Raw genomic sequence first — 15,136 nt, 5'->3', positions numbered from 1 at the left:
CCGCGCGTGATCTGGATCAGGCGCGGGTCCACAGGGCGTTTTCGCCCAATTTCCCGACAAATTGCTGATGTGCCGCACGTTCGTCTTCGGTGATCCGGGACGGCAGCACGGTGGGACGCGCCGAGGGGCGCCATTCCTCACCACCGCCCGCCGCACCTGAGGCGACGGGCGACAGCCCAAAATCGGGCTGACGTCCGCCAATCAACTCCAGATACACTTCTGCCAGAATTTCCGAGTCGAGCAGCGCGCCGTGCAGCACCCGGTTCGAGTTGTCGATGCCAAATCGTCGGCACAACGCGTCCAGAGAAGCAGGAGAACCCGGAAACCGTTTGCGGGCGATGGCCAGCGTATCGATTGCCTGGTCCATCGGAATCAGTGACACACCCATCCACCCCAGCTCGGCATTCAAAAACTTCATGTCGAACGAGGCATTGTGGATCACCAACTTGGCGTCGCCTACAAAATCGCGAAATCCTTGCCCGACCTTGGCAAAGACCGGTTTGTCTTTCAGCGTCACCTCGCCATTTTCCGGCGGGCGCGGGTTTTCCAGCAAGTCCGGTCCGATGCCGTGCACACCAAACGCCTCTTCCGGCATTGAACGCTCGGGGTTGATATAGACGTGATAGGTTTCACCCGTGGCCACATGGTTCCACAGCTCGACCGCGCCGATCTCAACAATCCGGTCGCCGCTTTCGGGATCGAACCCGGTTGTTTCGGTGTCGAGTACAATCTCACGCATCTGCCATTCCTGCCCGTATCTGCCTGACGATATCCTGCACCTGTGCGCGGGCATGGTCCAGTGTATCCGTTTCAATCACAAAATCGGACCGGGCGCATTTTTCGTCATTCGGCATCTGCTTGGCGCGGATCTGCTCAAACTGCGCCTCTGTCATCGTGCCACGCGCCATGACTCGTCGCTTTTGTTCGTCAGCCGGGACCCGGACACAGGCCACGGCGTCCATCGCGGCATTGCCACCGGTTTCAAACAGCAACGGGATGTCAAAAACCAGAATATCGGCAGACGCCGCTGCACGAAACGCTGCGCGGTCCGCCGCCACAAGGGGATGCACAATGCTCTCTATCGTCTTCAGCGCGGTGGAATCCCTGGCGATGATCCGCTTTAACCCTTCGCGGCTGACCGAGTCGTCGACGACAGCCGAAGGAAACAGCGTTCGCATGGGTCCAACTGCGGCACCTCCTTCTGCGTAAAGCCGATGTACAGCGGCATCCGCATCCCACAGCGCGCAGCCTTCATCCGCGAACATCAGAGCGGTCGTGCTTTTGCCCATCCCGATTGATCCGGTGAGCCCGAGTGCAAAACTCATGCCAATGCCGCCGCGCGGGTTTCGGCATCCACTTCGGGGCGCACGCCAAACCAGCGTTCGAACCCGGGCACGGCCTGGTGCAGCAGCATCCCCAGACCATCGACGGTGGTGCATCCCGCCTCTTCTGCCTGTTGCAACAAATGCGTCTGAAGCGGCGCATAAACCAGATCGGTTACAACGGCACCGGGTTGCAATCCGTCCAGCGGAACGCGCAATTCCGGCTGCCCCTGCATCCCGAGCGACGTGGTGTTAACCACCAATTCGGCATCCTCGATCACATTGCCCGCCTGTACCCAGTCGACAACTGTAATCCGTTGCCCGAACTCTTCTTTCAGATGATCGGCACGGGTGCGAGTGCGGTTGGTCAGCAGGATTTCGGGCACTCCGGCCTCTGCCAGCGCCTGCAGGACTGCCCGCGCTGCACCGCCTGCGCCAAACACAACCGCCGGCCCATCCTGAGGGTTCCAATCCGGCGCCCCGCTGCGCAGGTTCTCCATGAAGCCATACCCATCCGTATTGTCCGCGTGAATCGAGCCATCCCTGCGGAACACAAGTGTATTCGCCGCACCAATCACCGAGGCACGATCCGAGGCATGATCCGCCAGACGTAGCGCAGCCTCTTTATGCGGCACCGTTACATTGGCACCGACAAACCCGGCTTTCGGTAGCGTCTGCAGAACGGTTTCCAGATCCGCCGGAGCCACATCCATCGGAACATAATGGCCAGCCAACCCGTATGTTTTCAGCCAATGACCATGCAGCTTGGGAGATCGGGAATGGGCAATTGGGTGCCCGATCACCCCGGCCAGAGGAATTCGATGCTCCGTCATTGATCGATCACTCCCTTCACGGCCAGAAAATTGAGCAGCTCCAACAGAGGCATACCCAAGACGTTAAAATAGTCGCCGTCAATGGTGGCAAACAGGCGCACGCCTTCTTCTTCCAGTTTGTATGCTCCGACTGAATGCCGAATACTGTCCCAGTTCCGTGCCACATAATCACGCAAATACGCATCCGAACTAGCCCGCATCCTCAGACGCACCTGCCCGACATGGCGCCAGATCGGCTGACCATCCTGATAGATCACCGCGGCGGACAGCAACATATGACGCCTGCCGCGCATGGACTTGAGCTGAACCAGCGCATCCTCGGGCGTTTCCGGTTTCGACAACAGCTGCCCTTCGAAATCCAGCACCTGATCGCATCCCAAAACCATCGCGCCGGGAACCTTGTCGCTGACCTTACGTGCTTTCATCTCAGCCAGCGCATCGGCAATATCACGAGGCGAAGCGCCCTCGGCCAGCAGGGCGCGTTTGACGGTCTCTTCATCAACCCGGGCGACCTGGACTGAAAACGGCACGCCTGCGTTTTCCAGCAGCTGCGCCCGGATCGCAGAACCCGAAGCAAGAAGTATGGGGACAGTCATGTGGAAAACCCCGTGTGCAAATCATTGAACGTTCTTGGACGGTTTGTATGGCTTTCCGGTTGACACGCAACCCCGGGAATTTGACGTAAGACTTCCCCGAGTCGCCCGGTTCCTGTCCAGACGGGACAAGGATAAGTTGGAAACTTCGGATAAGCGAACTATCCTGCGTTGCTCAACAGGTTATCCACAATCAAGACAGCATAAAACCATCATAAGTATTTGTAATAATTATATTTTCAATTTAGCCAACACATCCAGATCCAAATCTCACTTTTTTGTCCACCTGGGGAAAAGAGCAGGACAAAAAAGTAATCCACGGATTTTGATCTCTCTACAAAACCATCATCCTTTTTCTTTTCTATTTTTTTTATTAGGAGGGTTTCAGGCAAATCCGGAAAGCCCGATGACCGATCTTCTTTTCACGATCTACCCATGGGTCAAATCCCTGCACATCATGGCTGTGATTTCATGGATGGCAGGGTTGTTCTATTTACCCAGATTGTTCGTGTATCACGTTGAAAAAGCGCAGGCCGTCGATGGCGCGCAACAGATTTTCTTTGAAATGGAAGAAAAGCTGATGCGTGTGATCATGCGCCCGGCGATGATCGTGGCCTGGGTTTGCGGGCTGATCATGGTCTTCACGCCCGGTATTGTCGGATGGGACTGGAGTTGGCCCTGGGTCAAGGGTGCAGCTGTGATCGGGATGACCTGGTTCCATCATTGGCTGATGGCACGGCGCAAAGACCTGGCAGAGGGGCGAAATAAGCTCACTGGGCGGCAATACCGCATGATGAATGAGGTTCCGACCATTCTGATGGTAATCATCGTCCTGGCGGTTGTTCTGAAGTTCTGAGGGCCTGTTTGACTCTTTTTGAGTAAGCGCTTATCTATCGCATAACGCGCCCGTCCGGGCGAGGTATCTTCCGTTCTGAAATTCCACTCTGGTGCCGCGATGCAAGCGGCCAAGGCTCGTATCATCATGACAACTGAAACTCTGAATCTGGCCGATCTGAAGGCCAAAAGCCCCAAAGACCTGCTCGCCATGGCCGAGGAGCTTGAGATCGAGAACGCCTCGACCATGCGCAAAGGCGAAATGATGTTCCAGATTCTGCGTGAACGCGCGGATGAGGGCTGGACCATCGGTGGCGATGGCGTGCTGGAAGTGCTGCAGGACGGCTTTGGTTTCTTGCGCTCGCCCGAGGCGAACTACCTTCCGGGTCCGGATGACATCTATGTTTCGCCTGACATGATCCGTAAGCATTCGCTGCGCACTGGAGATACGGTTGAAGGTGAGATCAAAGCACCCGATGAAAACGAACGCTATTTCGCGTTGACCAATGTCACCAAGATCAACTTTGAGAATCCGGAAAAAGCCAAGCACAAGATCCTGTTCGACAACCTGACGCCTCTGTACCCGGATGAGCGTCTGAAGATGGAAATCGAAGATCCCACCATCAAGGACAAGTCGGCCCGGGTGATCGATCTGGTCTCGCCGATTGGTAAAGGTCAGCGTTCGCTGATCGTGGCGCCACCGAGGACCGGTAAAACAGTGATCCTGCAGAACATCGCGCATTCCATCGAACAGAACCATCCGGAGTGTTATCTGATCGTCCTGCTGATCGACGAACGCCCGGAAGAGGTGACGGATATGCAGCGTTCGGTGAAGGGTGAGGTCGTGTCTTCGACCTTCGACGAACCGGCGACTCGCCACGTGGCCGTGTCGGAAATGGTCATCGAAAAAGCGAAGCGTTTGGTCGAGCATAAACGAGATGTTGTTATTCTTCTCGATTCGATCACAAGACTTGGTAGGGCATTTAACACTGTGGTGCCATCCTCGGGTAAAGTTTTGACCGGTGGTGTAGACGCAAATGCGCTTCAGCGTCCCAAGCGCTTCTTTGGTGCGGCGCGGAACATCGAAGAAGGCGGTTCGCTGACCATCATCGCCACCGCGCTGATCGATACCGGCAGCCGGATGGACGAGGTGATCTTTGAAGAGTTCAAAGGCACCGGTAACTCGGAAATCGTTCTGGATCGCAAGATTGCAGACAAGCGCGTGTTCCCGGCGATCGACATCCTCAAATCCGGTACTCGGAAAGAAGACTTGCTGGTCGACAAGGGCGATCTGGCCAAGACCTTCGTACTTCGTCGTATTCTCAACCCGATGGGCACAACCGACGCGATCGAGTTCCTGCTGTCCAAGTTGAAACAAACCAAGACGAACGGCGAGTTCTTCGATTCGATGAACACCTGATAGGGTTCTGGCACTGACGCGAGGGCTATCAATGGATACGATATTCGCCCTGGCCAGCGCCCAGGGTAAAGCAGGCGTTGCTGTGATCCGACTGTCCGGTCCGCAGGCGCATTCGGTTGCGAACCTGTTGGCCGGAGGTGGCTTGCCATCACGCGGGATGTCTGTTCGAACACTGAACGCGCCGGATGGATCACGGTTGGATGAGGGCTTGGTTTTAACCTTTCAAGCCCCGTCCAGTTTTACCGGTGAGGATGTGGCCGAGCTTCAAATTCACGGTAGTATGGCTTCGGTGAACGCCGTCCTGGGATGCCTTTCGGATATGAATGATGTTCATCTGGCCGAACCGGGCGAATTCACGCGTCGCGCATTGGAAAACGGTAAGCTGGATCTGGCGCAGGTCGAGGGCCTTGCCGATCTGATCGACGCGGAAACCGAAGCGCAAAGGAAACAGGCGCAGACCATATTGGCTGGCGCATTGGGCACATTGGCCGAAGGCTGGCGGCGAGACTTGATCCGTGCAGCATCGTTATTGGAAGCCGTGATAGATTTTGCGGATGAAGACGTTCCGACAGATGTAACGCCGGAGGTTCGCAAGCTGATCTCGGGTGTCATGGAAGACCTGACTCGTGAGGCAAAGGGCGTTCGGATCGCCGAACGGATTCGCTCGGGTTTTGAAGTTGCCATTGTTGGTCTTCCGAACGCGGGTAAGTCGACATTGCTGAACGCATTAGCAGGGCGCGAGGCCGCGATTACATCCGAATATGCCGGGACGACCCGTGACATAATCGAAGTTCGGATGGACCTGGCTGGTTTACCAGTTACTCTGTTGGATACGGCTGGCTTACGCGAAACTGAGGATCATGTCGAAAATCTGGGGATCGAGCTGGCCCGTAAACGGGCAGAAGCCGCTGATTTGCGCGTTTTTTTGACGGATACTCCTGATATCTTGGGTGTTTCGATGCAAGTCGATGACATTCATGTTTTTCCGAAATCTGATTTACGCGATGAGTCCACTGGTGGGATTTCCGGTAAAACAGGGCAGGGAATTGATCAGCTGATAGACGATATATCGCGTGTCCTGAGTGAACGAACTACTAGCCATGGTATAGCAACGCGGGAACGCCATCGCATCGCCATGACAAACGCGGTCGAATCGCTTGCTGCTTCGCAGACGGTTCTGGAATCAGGTCCAGATATGTATGATATAGCCGCGGAAGAATTACGGACCGCCATTCGGTCTCTTGAGTCTCTGGTTGGCAGAATAGATGTCGAAACCCTTCTGGATGAGATTTTTGCGAGTTTCTGCCTGGGAAAATAGGGAGTGTTTCACGTGAAACATTCGAAGTTTGATGTGGTTGTCATCGGTGCGGGTCATGCAGGCACTGAGGCTGCACATGCCGCAGCACGCATGGGTGCGAATACCGCTTTGGTTACGTTATCTGGCCGAGACATCGGCGTTATGTCCTGTAATCCGGCAATAGGCGGATTGGGTAAGGGACATCTGGTCCGGGAAATCGACGCGCTTGACGGGGTAATGGGCCGCGTAGCGGACCGCGCAGGTATTCAGTTCCGACTGTTAAATCGGCGCAAAGGCCCTGCCGTTCAGGGCCCGAGGGCACAAGCGGACCGCGCTCTTTACCGGGAAGCGATGTCAGATGTAACACGCAGACAAGACAACTTATCTGTTATTACTGGAGAAGTTGTTGATTTCCTGATGGATGGTCATCGGGTGGCCGGAGTGAAGTTGGCGGACAATTCCGAGGTACCGGCCCGCACCGTTATTCTGACATCGGGCACTTTTCTGCGCGGTGTAATTCATATCGGAGATGTCTCAAGGCCGGGCGGGCGTATGGGGGGTCGCCCGTCGGTTAAGTTAGCAGAGCGCCTGGATGAGTTTGCATTGCCCATGGCGCGTTTAAAAACAGGGACACCGCCCCGGCTGGATGGACGGACAATTAGCTGGGATATTCTGGAACGGCAGGACGGTGATCCCGAACCGACCTTGTTTTCATTTATGTCCAGTACTGTATCTGCCCCGCAAATCTCATGTGGAATCACGCATACAAATGCGAAAACACATGAGATTATTGAGAAAAACCTGTCCCGGTCCGCCATGTATGGTGGCCATATTGATGGGGTCGGTCCCAGGTACTGTCCCTCGATCGAAGACAAGATTGTACGCTTTGCCGATAAGGATTCACATCAGATTTTTCTGGAACCGGAAGGTGTACAGGACCATACGGTCTACCCAAACGGGATTTCAACATCTCTGCCTGAGGACGTTCAGGTTGACTATGTTCAATCAATCCTGGGGCTGGAACATGCCAAGATTCTGCAACCGGGATACGCGATTGAATATGACTATGTCGATCCGCGAGTTCTGTCAGCGTCGTTGTCGGTGCCTGATGTTTCTGGCTTGTATCTCGCGGGTCAAATCAACGGAACCACGGGGTATGAGGAGGCGGCTGCCCAAGGTCTTGTCGCTGGGCTGAATGCCGCACTAGAGGTACAGGGTCGTGCGCCGGCGTACTTTACACGGTCGGACAGTTACATCGGCGTGATGGTAGATGATCTAACAACCCGCGGGGTTGCTGAACCCTATCGGATGTTCACGTCCCGGGCGGAGTTTCGGCTGTCGCTGCGTGCTGATAATGCTGATCAACGATTAACGCCCATCGGTGAAGAACTTGGCTGTATAAGTGAAAACCGTCGGTCCGTGTTTGGGGAAAAACTGGAAAAGTTGGCCGTCGCAAAAAACAGGCTGACCGCGCAAACCTATACACCCAAAGAAATCCGATCAGCTGGGATTAGCGTCAATCAGGACGGAAACCGGCGTGACGGTATGGCGGTGCTGGCCTTCCCGGATGTGACGTTCGAAGACTTGATCCCGCTTGATCCAAGACTTTCGGACACCGATGGTGAAACCCGTCGACAGGTCGAGCGCGATGCGCTTTACGCCAACTATATTGCGCGACAGCAACGAGATGTCGAAGCGATGAAACGAGATGAAGCGCATGAAATCCCTCGGGATTTCGACTATTTTGCGCTTGATGGGCTGTCGGCAGAAATGAAGCAAAAGCTGTCGCAGGCGAAGCCGGCCAACATCGCACAGGCGGGTCGGGTCGAAGGGGTGACACCAGCTGCCTTGACTCTGGTCCTGGCGAAGCTCAGGCGCGATATGAAAGCCCTAAGAGCATGAATGCCCAGAACGCTGTAACGGCAGACTCGTTGGATGTTTCACGTGAAACATTTGCGCGTCTTTCCAATTATGTTGCTTTGCTCGAACGCTGGAATCCCAAGATTAATCTGGTGTCACGAAATAGCCTTAAGGACATTTGGATTCGCCACATACTGGATTCGATTCAAGTTTTCCGGTGTGTTGAATCGGTAGATCATTGGGTAGATTTGGGCAGCGGCGGAGGTTTTCCCGGCATGGTTTGCGCCATCATGGCGATAGAAGCAGCACCCGCCACACGATTTACGCTGGTTGAAAGCGACCAAAGGAAATCCGCGTTCCTTCGAAATGTGGCCAGAGAGTGTGGTGCGAGATGCACCGTGATCTCCCGAAGAATCGAGGCTGTCGATCCGCTTGGTGCAGATATTGTATCGGCACGGGCGCTTGCCGATCTGACAACACTAATGTCTTTTTGTGACAGGCACTTAAGCGCAGATGGCACGGCTTTGTTGCCGAAAGGCGCGACTTGGGAAAAAGAACTTTCTGATGCGCGCAAGGAATGGAAATTTGACGCTGAACCCATTACAAGTCTAACGGAACCCCAGTCTGTTATCCTGAAAATCAAAGGAGTTACACGTGGTTGATCTGTCTCGTCCTGCCGGGCCTCGGATTATCGCGGTTGCCAATCAGAAAGGCGGGGTCGGAAAAACCACAACAGCTATAAACCTGGCGGCCGGATTGGCCGAGGCTGGCTGCAAGGTTTTGGTGGTTGATCTTGATCCTCAGGGAAATGCATCAACCGGACTGGGCGTCGAAGACCGGGATTGGACGACATACGATCTCATACTGGACGATGCGCCTTTGGAAGCCGTGGTGCAGGAGACAGAAATCGGTAACCTGTTTGTGGTTCCGGCCACCGTCGACCTCAGCTCTGCGGATATTGAGCTGATATCGAATGAAAAACGCAGCTACTTATTGCATGACGCGCTGCGCCAGACTGCCATCGATGCCTTCGATCTGGATTTCGTGCTGATCGATTGCCCGCCATCTTTGAACTTGCTCACCGTAAATGCCATGGTTGCGGCACATTCGGTCCTTGTTCCATTGCAAAGCGAATTCTTCGCTCTTGAAGGTTTGTCTCAGTTGATGCTGACAATTCGTGAGGTTCGACAGACAGCAAATCCTGATTTGAGAATCGAAGGTGTTGTGTTGACCATGTATGACAACCGCAACAACTTGTCTCGTCAGGTTGAAAAGGATGCGCGTGACAATCTGGGTGAGATGGTATTTAAAACCAAGATACCCAGAAATGTACGGGTCAGCGAGGCGCCGTCCTACGCGCTTCCTGTATTACAATATGACTCGGGCTCACTCGGGGCGATGGCTTATCGGCATCTGGCCAGAGAAGTCATGCACAAGAACAACAAAGTAGCCATCTAAATGGTCATGAGGAGGGCATAATGAACGCCAGGAAAGGAAAACCCCGAGGGTTAGGTCGTGGGCTGTCGGCGCTGATGGCCGATGTTGCACCTGAGGCGGAAGGTCGAATTGCCTCTGAACCTCGTCGCCCGGATCTCACAGTTCCTATCGAGAAACTGCAGGCGAACCCTGATCAGCCACGACGCCGGTTCGCTCAGGAGCAATTGGATGAGCTCGCGGCCTCGGTCAAAGAGAAGGGGATCATCCAGCCACTGATCGTCCGTAACATTGCGGGTGGACAATACGAGATCGTGGCTGGTGAGCGCCGCTGGCGGGCTGCTCAGATGGCGCAACTGCATGATATTCCAGTCATTGTTCGCGAATTTGACGATACAGAGGTGCTTGAAGTCGCGATCATTGAAAACATCCAACGCGCCGATTTGAACGCGGTTGAAGAAGCGGCGGGATTCAAGCAATTAATGGATCGCTTTGGACATACTCAGGAGAAACTGGCCGAAGCGTTGGGCAAAAGCCGCAGCCACATTGCCAACCTGCTGCGCCTGCTGTCTTTGCCGATGGATGTGCAATCGCTCGTGATCGAGGGAAAACTGTCTGCCGGCCATGCAAGAGCGCTGATCACGGCCGAGGATCCCTCAGGTCTGGCTAAACAGGTCGTGTGCGAAGGGCTTTCTGTCCGCGCAACCGAGGCTTTGGTCAAGAAACAGCAGGGCGGCGCTGAGAAACAAGTTCCAAAGTCTAAGAACCTGAATGTCGGGAAAGACGCAGATACGCGTGCGCTCGAAAAGGACTTATCGGCAATTCTGGCAATGAAGGTAACCATCAATCACAAGGCTGGTGCGGAATCCGGTCAGGTGGTTTTGGCCTATGAAAACCTTGATCAACTGGATGATCTTTGCGCCAAGCTCAGCCGTTAGGGCGGCTCCAGATAAAGATCATGACGCTACTTAACACGAACGCCTGAATGACCAGGACGTGAGAGGGCACAGAAAGTAGAATTGAAAGACCGAATACGGCGGCAACCGATATGGTGGCCGCCCTTTTCGCGCTGGGTCTTATCGCGCCCGAGCTTTGCCAATCTACAATCAGTGGCCCAAAGGTTCGGTGGCTCAGCAGCCAGTTATGCAATCTGGATGAAGACCGGGCGAAAAAGAAGGCGGCCAGCAACAGAAATGGCACCGTTGGCAGCAGCGGTAAAACAACTCCGATCATGGCTAACGCGACGCACAGTAACCCCAATCCGGCCCAGAGATACTGCATCTGCTACTCCAATAGCTCTCGGATCACTGCATTGAGTACTGCGCGTCCATTTGCGGTGGTGCGCAATCGGTCACCATCAAGCGCAATCATGCCTGAATCGATCAAAGTGTCGAGCTTTCCTTCAGGTAACACGTCACCAGATAGTCGCTCGTATCGGTCTATATATAGACCTTCGGTTAGCCTAAGACACATCATAAGGTATTCAGATGCTTGTTCTTTGTGGTTTAGCTCAAATCGACCGCTTTCCCCCAGACCATTTTCGACCGCAGTTAGCCATTTAGCCGGGGACAGGTGAGTCTCTGTCGCGTATTTTCGACCATCGAGGGTGATCCGTCCATGTGCACCGGGTCCGATGCCAACATAATCACCATAGCGCCAATAGATCAGATTGTGTTGTGACTCCGCTCCGGGACGGGCGTGGTTTGAAACCTCATAGGCGGGTAGGCCGTGTGCCTCGCAGATTTCCTGTGTGGCCAGATACATATCCGCAGCGCTGTCATCTTCGGGCAGGCCGCGAAGTTTCCCCACTGCATAGCGGTCACCAAAGGCGGTGCCGTCTTCGATGGTCAGTTGGTAAAGCGACAGATGATCGACAGCCATCGATAGCGCTTCGGTCAATTCTGCACGCCAATCATCCAGAGTTTGGTGTTGGCGGGCGTAGATCAGATCAAAACTGACGCGTTCAAAACAGGCGCGGGCAATGTCAAATGCGGCACGCGCCTCGGCCACGGTATGAATGCGACCCAGACGGCGCAAATCATCGTCGTTCAACGCCTGCACACCCATCGATACGCGATTTACGCCCGCATCCCGATAGGCAGCGAAACGTCCGGCTTCGACTGAGCTCGGATTGGCCTCGAGTGTGATTTCCATATCATTGGCGGGTCGCCAGAGCGCGCGGGCCTCGTCAATTATTGCCGAAACCGTTTCAGGCGCCATCAATGACGGCGTGCCACCACCAAAGAAAATCGTGTTCAGTACCCGATCCGGCGTCTCGGAAGCAGAGCGGGGTAATTCGCTTAGATAGGAGTTAAGCCATTGTTTTTGATCTATACTTTTTGAAACATGGCTGTTGAAATCGCAATAAGGGCACTTGGCCTCGCAAAAAGGCCAATGCACATACAGGCCGAAGCCACCGTTGCGCCAATCATCCGCCAAAGCAGCCTTTCACGAACAACTCCACCGCGCGGCCACGATGGCTGATCTTGTTCTTTTCCCAGCGATCCATCTCGGCAAATGTAATGTCGTGCCCTTCGGGGACAAACATCGGGTCATATCCAAAGCCGTCTTTGCCACGGATCGGCCAGGTCAAATGGCCGGGGGCCACGCCCTCGAACACCTCGTCATGCCCGTCAGGCCAGGCCAGAACCAGCGTACAGCGGAATTGCGCTGTGCGAGGGTGGGCAGCATTCTTCGCTTCCAGCTCGTTATGTGCGCGGTTCATCGCCATCTGAAAATCACGGCCATTGCCGGTTTCTGCCCAATCGGCGGTGTAGACGCCTGGCGCGCCATCCAGCGCGTCGATGGTGATCCCGGAATCGTCCGACAGGGCGGGCAGGCCGGTGGCTTGAGCGGCGGCGTGGGCCTTGATCCGGGCGTTGCCGACGAAGGTGTCTTCTGTTTCTTCTGGTTCGGGCAGATCCATTTCGCCAGCACCCACGACGGAAACACCAAAGGGTTCGAGGAGATGTGCCATCTCCTCAAGCTTGCCTTTGTTGTGCGTGGCGACCAGCAACCGGTCTCCGTCGAACTTGCGGGTCATGCGGTCGCGGCCTTTTGGGCAGCCGCCAGTTCCGCTACGCCTTTCTCGGCCAGATCCATCAGCTGATCCATCTGGGCGCGGCTAAAAATCGAGCCTTCGGCTGACATCTGCACTTCGATCAGTTTGCCAGATCCGGTCATGATGAAGTTGCCATCGACGCCGGCCTCGCTGTCCTCGGGGTAGTCGAGGTCCAAAACCGGCTGACCGGCATAAATCCCGCAGGATACGGCAGCAACGGGATCAACCAGAGGATCAGAGATCACATCGCCTGCTTTCATCAGCTTGTTTACCGCCAGACGCAGCGCCACCCAGCCACCGGTGATTGAGGCACAACGCGTTCCGCCATCGGCTTGAATGACATCGCAGTCAACGGTGATCTGACGTTCGCCTAAGGCGACTCTATCCACACCGGCTCGCAATGCGCGCCCGATCAGGCGCTGGATTTCCACAGTGCGGCCGCCTTGCTTGCCGCTTGCCGCTTCACGGCGCATCCGCGTGTTGGTCGCACGGGGCAACATCCCGTATTCGGCGGTGACCCAGCCCAGGCCCGAACCCTTGATGAAGGGCGGTACGCGATCCTCGATCGTGGCGGTGCACAGTACATGGGTGTCACCCATCTTGATCAGGCAGGAACCTTCGGCATGTTTGGTAAAGCCGGTTTCAATTGAAACGGCGCGCATTTCGTTTAGATCACGTCCTGAGGGTCGCATGGAAAATCCTTTGTTTGCTGGGTTGGGGATACCGCCCTGCAGCGTTACGATGCAACCCCGATTGACCTTTCTTGTGCCTGCTATTTAATGACGATCCAAGACAGGATTGCCGATGAGCGAAGCGAGCAAAATTCTGAGCGAGATGAACGACCGGTCACGTGAGGTGTTCCGGCTGATCGTCGAAAGCTATCTAGACAGCGGTGAGCCGGTCGGCAGCCGCACTCTGACACGCACGCTTTCGGAAAAAGTCAGCGCGGCGACCGTGCGTAACGTGATGCAGGATCTGGAATTTCTGGGTTTGCTGGACAGCCCGCATGTCAGTGCTGGTCGGATTCCGACGCAGCAGGGGTTGCGGATGTTCGTCGACGGATTGCTTGAAATGGGCGATCTGGGCGCGGATGATCGTCAGAAACTGGACGAAACATTAGGCTCTAACGCAGGCGATGTTGGTGGAATGTTGGATCGTGTGGGTTCGGCATTGTCACACGTGACACAAGGCGCCTCGCTGGTGCTGACACCCAAACACGAGGCTGAGATCAAACATATTGAGTTCGTCTCACTTGGTCATGACCGGGCTTTGGTGGTTCTCGTGTTTTCGGACGGGCAGGTAGAAAACCGGCTGTTTACGCCTCCGCCCGGGCAGACGCCCAGCTCGATGCGTGAGGCTGCGAATTTTCTCAATGCGCTGATCGAAGGGCGTACGCTTAGCGAAGTGCGTCGTCAGATGTTGTCGCAGATAGATGCGCGGAAGCAGGAAATCGATATTCTGGCGCGTGAGATGGTCGAAAGCGGCATTGCCGCGTGGGACGGGGATGGCAGCGACTCGGCCCGATTGATCGTACGCGGACGCGCGAATCTACTTAATGAGCCTGGTCAGACTGAGGAGCTGGATCGAATCCGAACCCTGTTTGATGACCTCGAGCGCAAACGTGACATCGCTGAATTCCTTGAATTGACCGAGGAAGGCGAGGGTGTGCGCATTTTTATTGGCTCTGAGAACAAACTTTTCTCACTTTCGGGTTCCTCTTTGGTGGTGTCTCCATATATGAACGCTGATCGTAAGATAATCGGTGCGGTTGGGGTCATCGGGCCCACACGTCTGAATTATGGACGGATCGTGCCGATCGTGGATTATACGGCGCAACTGGTCGGCAAGCTGATTTCCGACCGGAGCTAGAGGGTAAGAGATGGCAGAGCCCAAGAACGAAGATTTTCTGGACGACATCATGTCCGCCGAGGCGGAAGAGTTTGCCGAGGAATTTGCTGAGATCAGCGATGAGGCGCTTGAGGTCGATCAACTGCGCGCAGAGCGTGATGATTACAAAGACAAGTTCATGCGTGCGCTGGCCGATGCCGAAAACGCGCGCAAACGCGGCGATAAGGCGCGTCGGGATGCGGAACAGTACGGCGGGTCGAAGCTGGCCCGCGATATGCTGCCGGTTTACGACAACATGAAACGCGCGCTCGAAGCTGCGACGGATGAACAGAAAGAGGTTGCCGCTGGCCTGATCGAAGGTGTCGAACTGACCATGCGTGCACTGAAGGACGTATTCCAGAAGCACGGGATCGAGGTGATCACGCCCGAAGTGGGCGACCGGTTCGATCCGAATGTGCACGAAGCGATGTTTGAAGCTCCGGTGCCGGGCACGCGAGCGGGCGATATCATTCAGGTATCCGCAGAAGGGTTCATGTTGCATGACCGCTTGCTGCGTCCGGCGCAGGTCGGCGTATCGTCGACACCTGCGAGCTGATTGGCTTCAAAGAAGCCAAGCCTCCGGCGGAGGTATTTT

The 15,136-nt window shown here is 55.3% G+C and carries 17 protein-coding genes; 9 read left to right on the top strand and 8 right to left on the bottom strand.

What is annotated here, in order from left to right:
- Window positions 1-16: 16 nt before the first annotated feature.
- The 4 genes from dnaQ to RA27_RS18390 are packed head-to-tail and all read right to left on the bottom strand — an operon-like array spanning window position 17 to window position 2,751.
- Complete coding sequence (gene dnaQ, locus RA27_RS18405; protein WP_039542556.1) at window positions 17-739, bottom strand: DNA polymerase III subunit epsilon; 723 nt, start codon at window positions 737-739, stop codon at window positions 17-19.
- Window positions 732-1,325 (bottom strand): dephospho-CoA kinase, encoded by a 594-nt coding sequence (gene coaE, locus RA27_RS18400; protein ID WP_039542553.1) that lies wholly within the window; start codon window positions 1,323-1,325, stop codon window positions 732-734. Before coaE ends, dnaQ begins: the two co-directional genes overlap by 8 nt.
- The gene (locus RA27_RS18395; RefSeq protein WP_039542550.1) at window positions 1,322-2,155 is read right to left on the bottom strand and encodes a shikimate dehydrogenase; all 834 of its coding nucleotides are present in this window, start codon (window positions 2,153-2,155) and stop codon (window positions 1,322-1,324) included. The genes coaE and RA27_RS18395 overlap by 4 nt, the downstream gene beginning before the upstream one ends.
- Window positions 2,152-2,751, bottom strand: a complete 600-nt coding sequence (locus RA27_RS18390; protein ID WP_039542543.1) for a nucleoside triphosphate pyrophosphatase — start codon at window positions 2,749-2,751, stop codon at window positions 2,152-2,154. Before RA27_RS18390 ends, RA27_RS18395 begins: the two co-directional genes overlap by 4 nt.
- A 403-nt stretch (window positions 2,752-3,154) precedes the next feature.
- Here RA27_RS18390 and RA27_RS18385 point away from each other — a divergent pair, with 403 nt between their 5' ends.
- The 7 genes from RA27_RS18385 (at window position 3,155) to RA27_RS18355 (ending at window position 10,531) form a co-directional block, all read left to right on the top strand.
- Window positions 3,155-3,604, top strand: a complete 450-nt coding sequence (locus RA27_RS18385; RefSeq protein ID WP_039542542.1) for a CopD family protein — start codon at window positions 3,155-3,157, stop codon at window positions 3,602-3,604.
- A gap of 126 nt (window positions 3,605-3,730) precedes the next feature.
- Window positions 3,731-5,002 carry a transcription termination factor Rho gene (gene rho / locus RA27_RS18380; protein WP_039543178.1) on the top strand — a complete coding sequence of 424 codons (1,272 nt, stop codon included), beginning with the start codon at window positions 3,731-3,733 and terminating at the stop codon, window positions 5,000-5,002.
- Window positions 5,003-5,033: 31 nt separating this feature from the next.
- Window positions 5,034-6,320: a tRNA uridine-5-carboxymethylaminomethyl(34) synthesis GTPase MnmE gene (mnmE, locus tag RA27_RS18375; RefSeq protein WP_039542540.1), complete on the top strand. Its 1,287-nt coding sequence runs from the start codon at window positions 5,034-5,036 to the stop codon at window positions 6,318-6,320.
- A gap of 12 nt (window positions 6,321-6,332) precedes the next feature.
- On the top strand, window positions 6,333-8,201 hold the full coding sequence (gene mnmG, locus RA27_RS18370) for a tRNA uridine-5-carboxymethylaminomethyl(34) synthesis enzyme MnmG (RefSeq protein ID WP_039543176.1): 1,869 nt from the start codon (window positions 6,333-6,335) through the stop codon (window positions 8,199-8,201).
- Complete coding sequence (rsmG, locus tag RA27_RS18365; RefSeq protein WP_039542537.1) at window positions 8,198-8,821, top strand: 16S rRNA (guanine(527)-N(7))-methyltransferase RsmG; 624 nt, start codon at window positions 8,198-8,200, stop codon at window positions 8,819-8,821. The genes mnmG and rsmG overlap by 4 nt, the downstream gene beginning before the upstream one ends.
- Window positions 8,814-9,617, top strand: a complete 804-nt coding sequence (locus RA27_RS18360; protein WP_039542533.1) for an AAA family ATPase — start codon at window positions 8,814-8,816, stop codon at window positions 9,615-9,617. The genes rsmG and RA27_RS18360 overlap by 8 nt, the downstream gene beginning before the upstream one ends.
- A 20-nt stretch (window positions 9,618-9,637) precedes the next feature.
- A complete protein-coding gene (locus tag RA27_RS18355) occupies window positions 9,638-10,531 on the top strand; it encodes a ParB/RepB/Spo0J family partition protein (RefSeq protein WP_039542530.1) in 894 nt (297 codons plus the stop codon).
- On the opposite strand, the gene RA27_RS18350 is transcribed toward RA27_RS18355, so the two are convergent.
- From RA27_RS18350 to rph, 4 genes are read right to left on the bottom strand one after another with little or no spacing between them, the layout of a single operon-like run.
- Window positions 10,521-10,874: a YbaN family protein gene (locus RA27_RS18350; RefSeq protein ID WP_039542527.1), complete on the bottom strand. Its 354-nt coding sequence runs from the start codon at window positions 10,872-10,874 to the stop codon at window positions 10,521-10,523. The two genes, RA27_RS18355 and RA27_RS18350, sit on opposite strands and share 11 nt — an antisense overlap.
- A gap of 3 nt (window positions 10,875-10,877) precedes the next feature.
- A complete protein-coding gene (hemW, locus tag RA27_RS18345; protein WP_039542525.1) occupies window positions 10,878-12,032 on the bottom strand; it encodes a radical SAM family heme chaperone HemW in 1,155 nt (384 codons plus the stop codon).
- Window positions 12,022-12,636, bottom strand: a complete 615-nt coding sequence (gene rdgB / locus RA27_RS18340) for an RdgB/HAM1 family non-canonical purine NTP pyrophosphatase (RefSeq protein ID WP_039542524.1) — start codon at window positions 12,634-12,636, stop codon at window positions 12,022-12,024. The genes hemW and rdgB overlap by 11 nt, the downstream gene beginning before the upstream one ends.
- Complete coding sequence (rph, locus tag RA27_RS18335; protein ID WP_039542522.1) at window positions 12,633-13,346, bottom strand: ribonuclease PH; 714 nt, start codon at window positions 13,344-13,346, stop codon at window positions 12,633-12,635. Before rph ends, rdgB begins: the two co-directional genes overlap by 4 nt.
- A gap of 112 nt (window positions 13,347-13,458) precedes the next feature.
- Between rph and hrcA the strand changes: the two genes are divergently transcribed.
- Window positions 13,459-14,523 carry a heat-inducible transcriptional repressor HrcA gene (gene hrcA / locus RA27_RS18330; RefSeq protein ID WP_039542521.1) on the top strand — a complete coding sequence of 355 codons (1,065 nt, stop codon included), beginning with the start codon at window positions 13,459-13,461 and terminating at the stop codon, window positions 14,521-14,523.
- A 10-nt stretch (window positions 14,524-14,533) separates the two neighbouring features.
- Window positions 14,534-15,097, top strand: a complete 564-nt coding sequence (locus tag RA27_RS18325) for a nucleotide exchange factor GrpE (RefSeq protein WP_039542520.1) — start codon at window positions 14,534-14,536, stop codon at window positions 15,095-15,097.
- Window positions 15,098-15,136: the final 39 nt, after the last annotated feature.

This window comes from Ruegeria sp. ANG-R, from assembly GCF_000813985.1.
Lineage (GTDB): Bacteria > Pseudomonadota > Alphaproteobacteria > Rhodobacterales > Rhodobacteraceae > Ruegeria.
The sequence above is the reverse complement of the archived record's forward strand: the minus strand, read 5'-3'. Positions and strand labels throughout refer to the sequence as shown.

Bases quoted from the DNA above. Each gene is read 5' to 3' on its own strand.
- dnaQ (WP_039542556.1), bottom strand. From the start codon at position 739: ATGCGTGAGATTGTACTCGACACCGAAACAACCGGGTTCGATCCCGAA.
- coaE (WP_039542553.1), bottom strand. From the start codon at position 1,325: ATGAGTTTTGCACTCGGGCTCACCGGATCAATCGGGATGGGCAAAAGC.
- RA27_RS18395 (WP_039542550.1), bottom strand. From the start codon at position 2,155: ATGACGGAGCATCGAATTCCTCTGGCCGGGGTGATCGGGCACCCAATT.
- RA27_RS18390 (WP_039542543.1), bottom strand. From the start codon at position 2,751: ATGACTGTCCCCATACTTCTTGCTTCGGGTTCTGCGATCCGGGCGCAG.
- RA27_RS18385 (WP_039542542.1), top strand. From the start codon at position 3,155: ATGACCGATCTTCTTTTCACGATCTACCCATGGGTCAAATCCCTGCAC.
- rho (WP_039543178.1), top strand. From the start codon at position 3,731: ATGACAACTGAAACTCTGAATCTGGCCGATCTGAAGGCCAAAAGCCCC.
- mnmE (WP_039542540.1), top strand. From the start codon at position 5,034: ATGGATACGATATTCGCCCTGGCCAGCGCCCAGGGTAAAGCAGGCGTT.
- rsmG (WP_039542537.1), top strand. From the start codon at position 8,198: ATGAATGCCCAGAACGCTGTAACGGCAGACTCGTTGGATGTTTCACGT.
- RA27_RS18355 (WP_039542530.1), top strand. From the start codon at position 9,638: ATGAACGCCAGGAAAGGAAAACCCCGAGGGTTAGGTCGTGGGCTGTCG.
- RA27_RS18350 (WP_039542527.1), bottom strand. From the start codon at position 10,874: ATGCAGTATCTCTGGGCCGGATTGGGGTTACTGTGCGTCGCGTTAGCC.
- rdgB (WP_039542524.1), bottom strand. From the start codon at position 12,636: ATGACCCGCAAGTTCGACGGAGACCGGTTGCTGGTCGCCACGCACAAC.
- rph (WP_039542522.1), bottom strand. From the start codon at position 13,346: ATGCGACCCTCAGGACGTGATCTAAACGAAATGCGCGCCGTTTCAATT.
- hrcA (WP_039542521.1), top strand. From the start codon at position 13,459: ATGAGCGAAGCGAGCAAAATTCTGAGCGAGATGAACGACCGGTCACGT.
- RA27_RS18325 (WP_039542520.1), top strand. From the start codon at position 14,534: ATGGCAGAGCCCAAGAACGAAGATTTTCTGGACGACATCATGTCCGCC.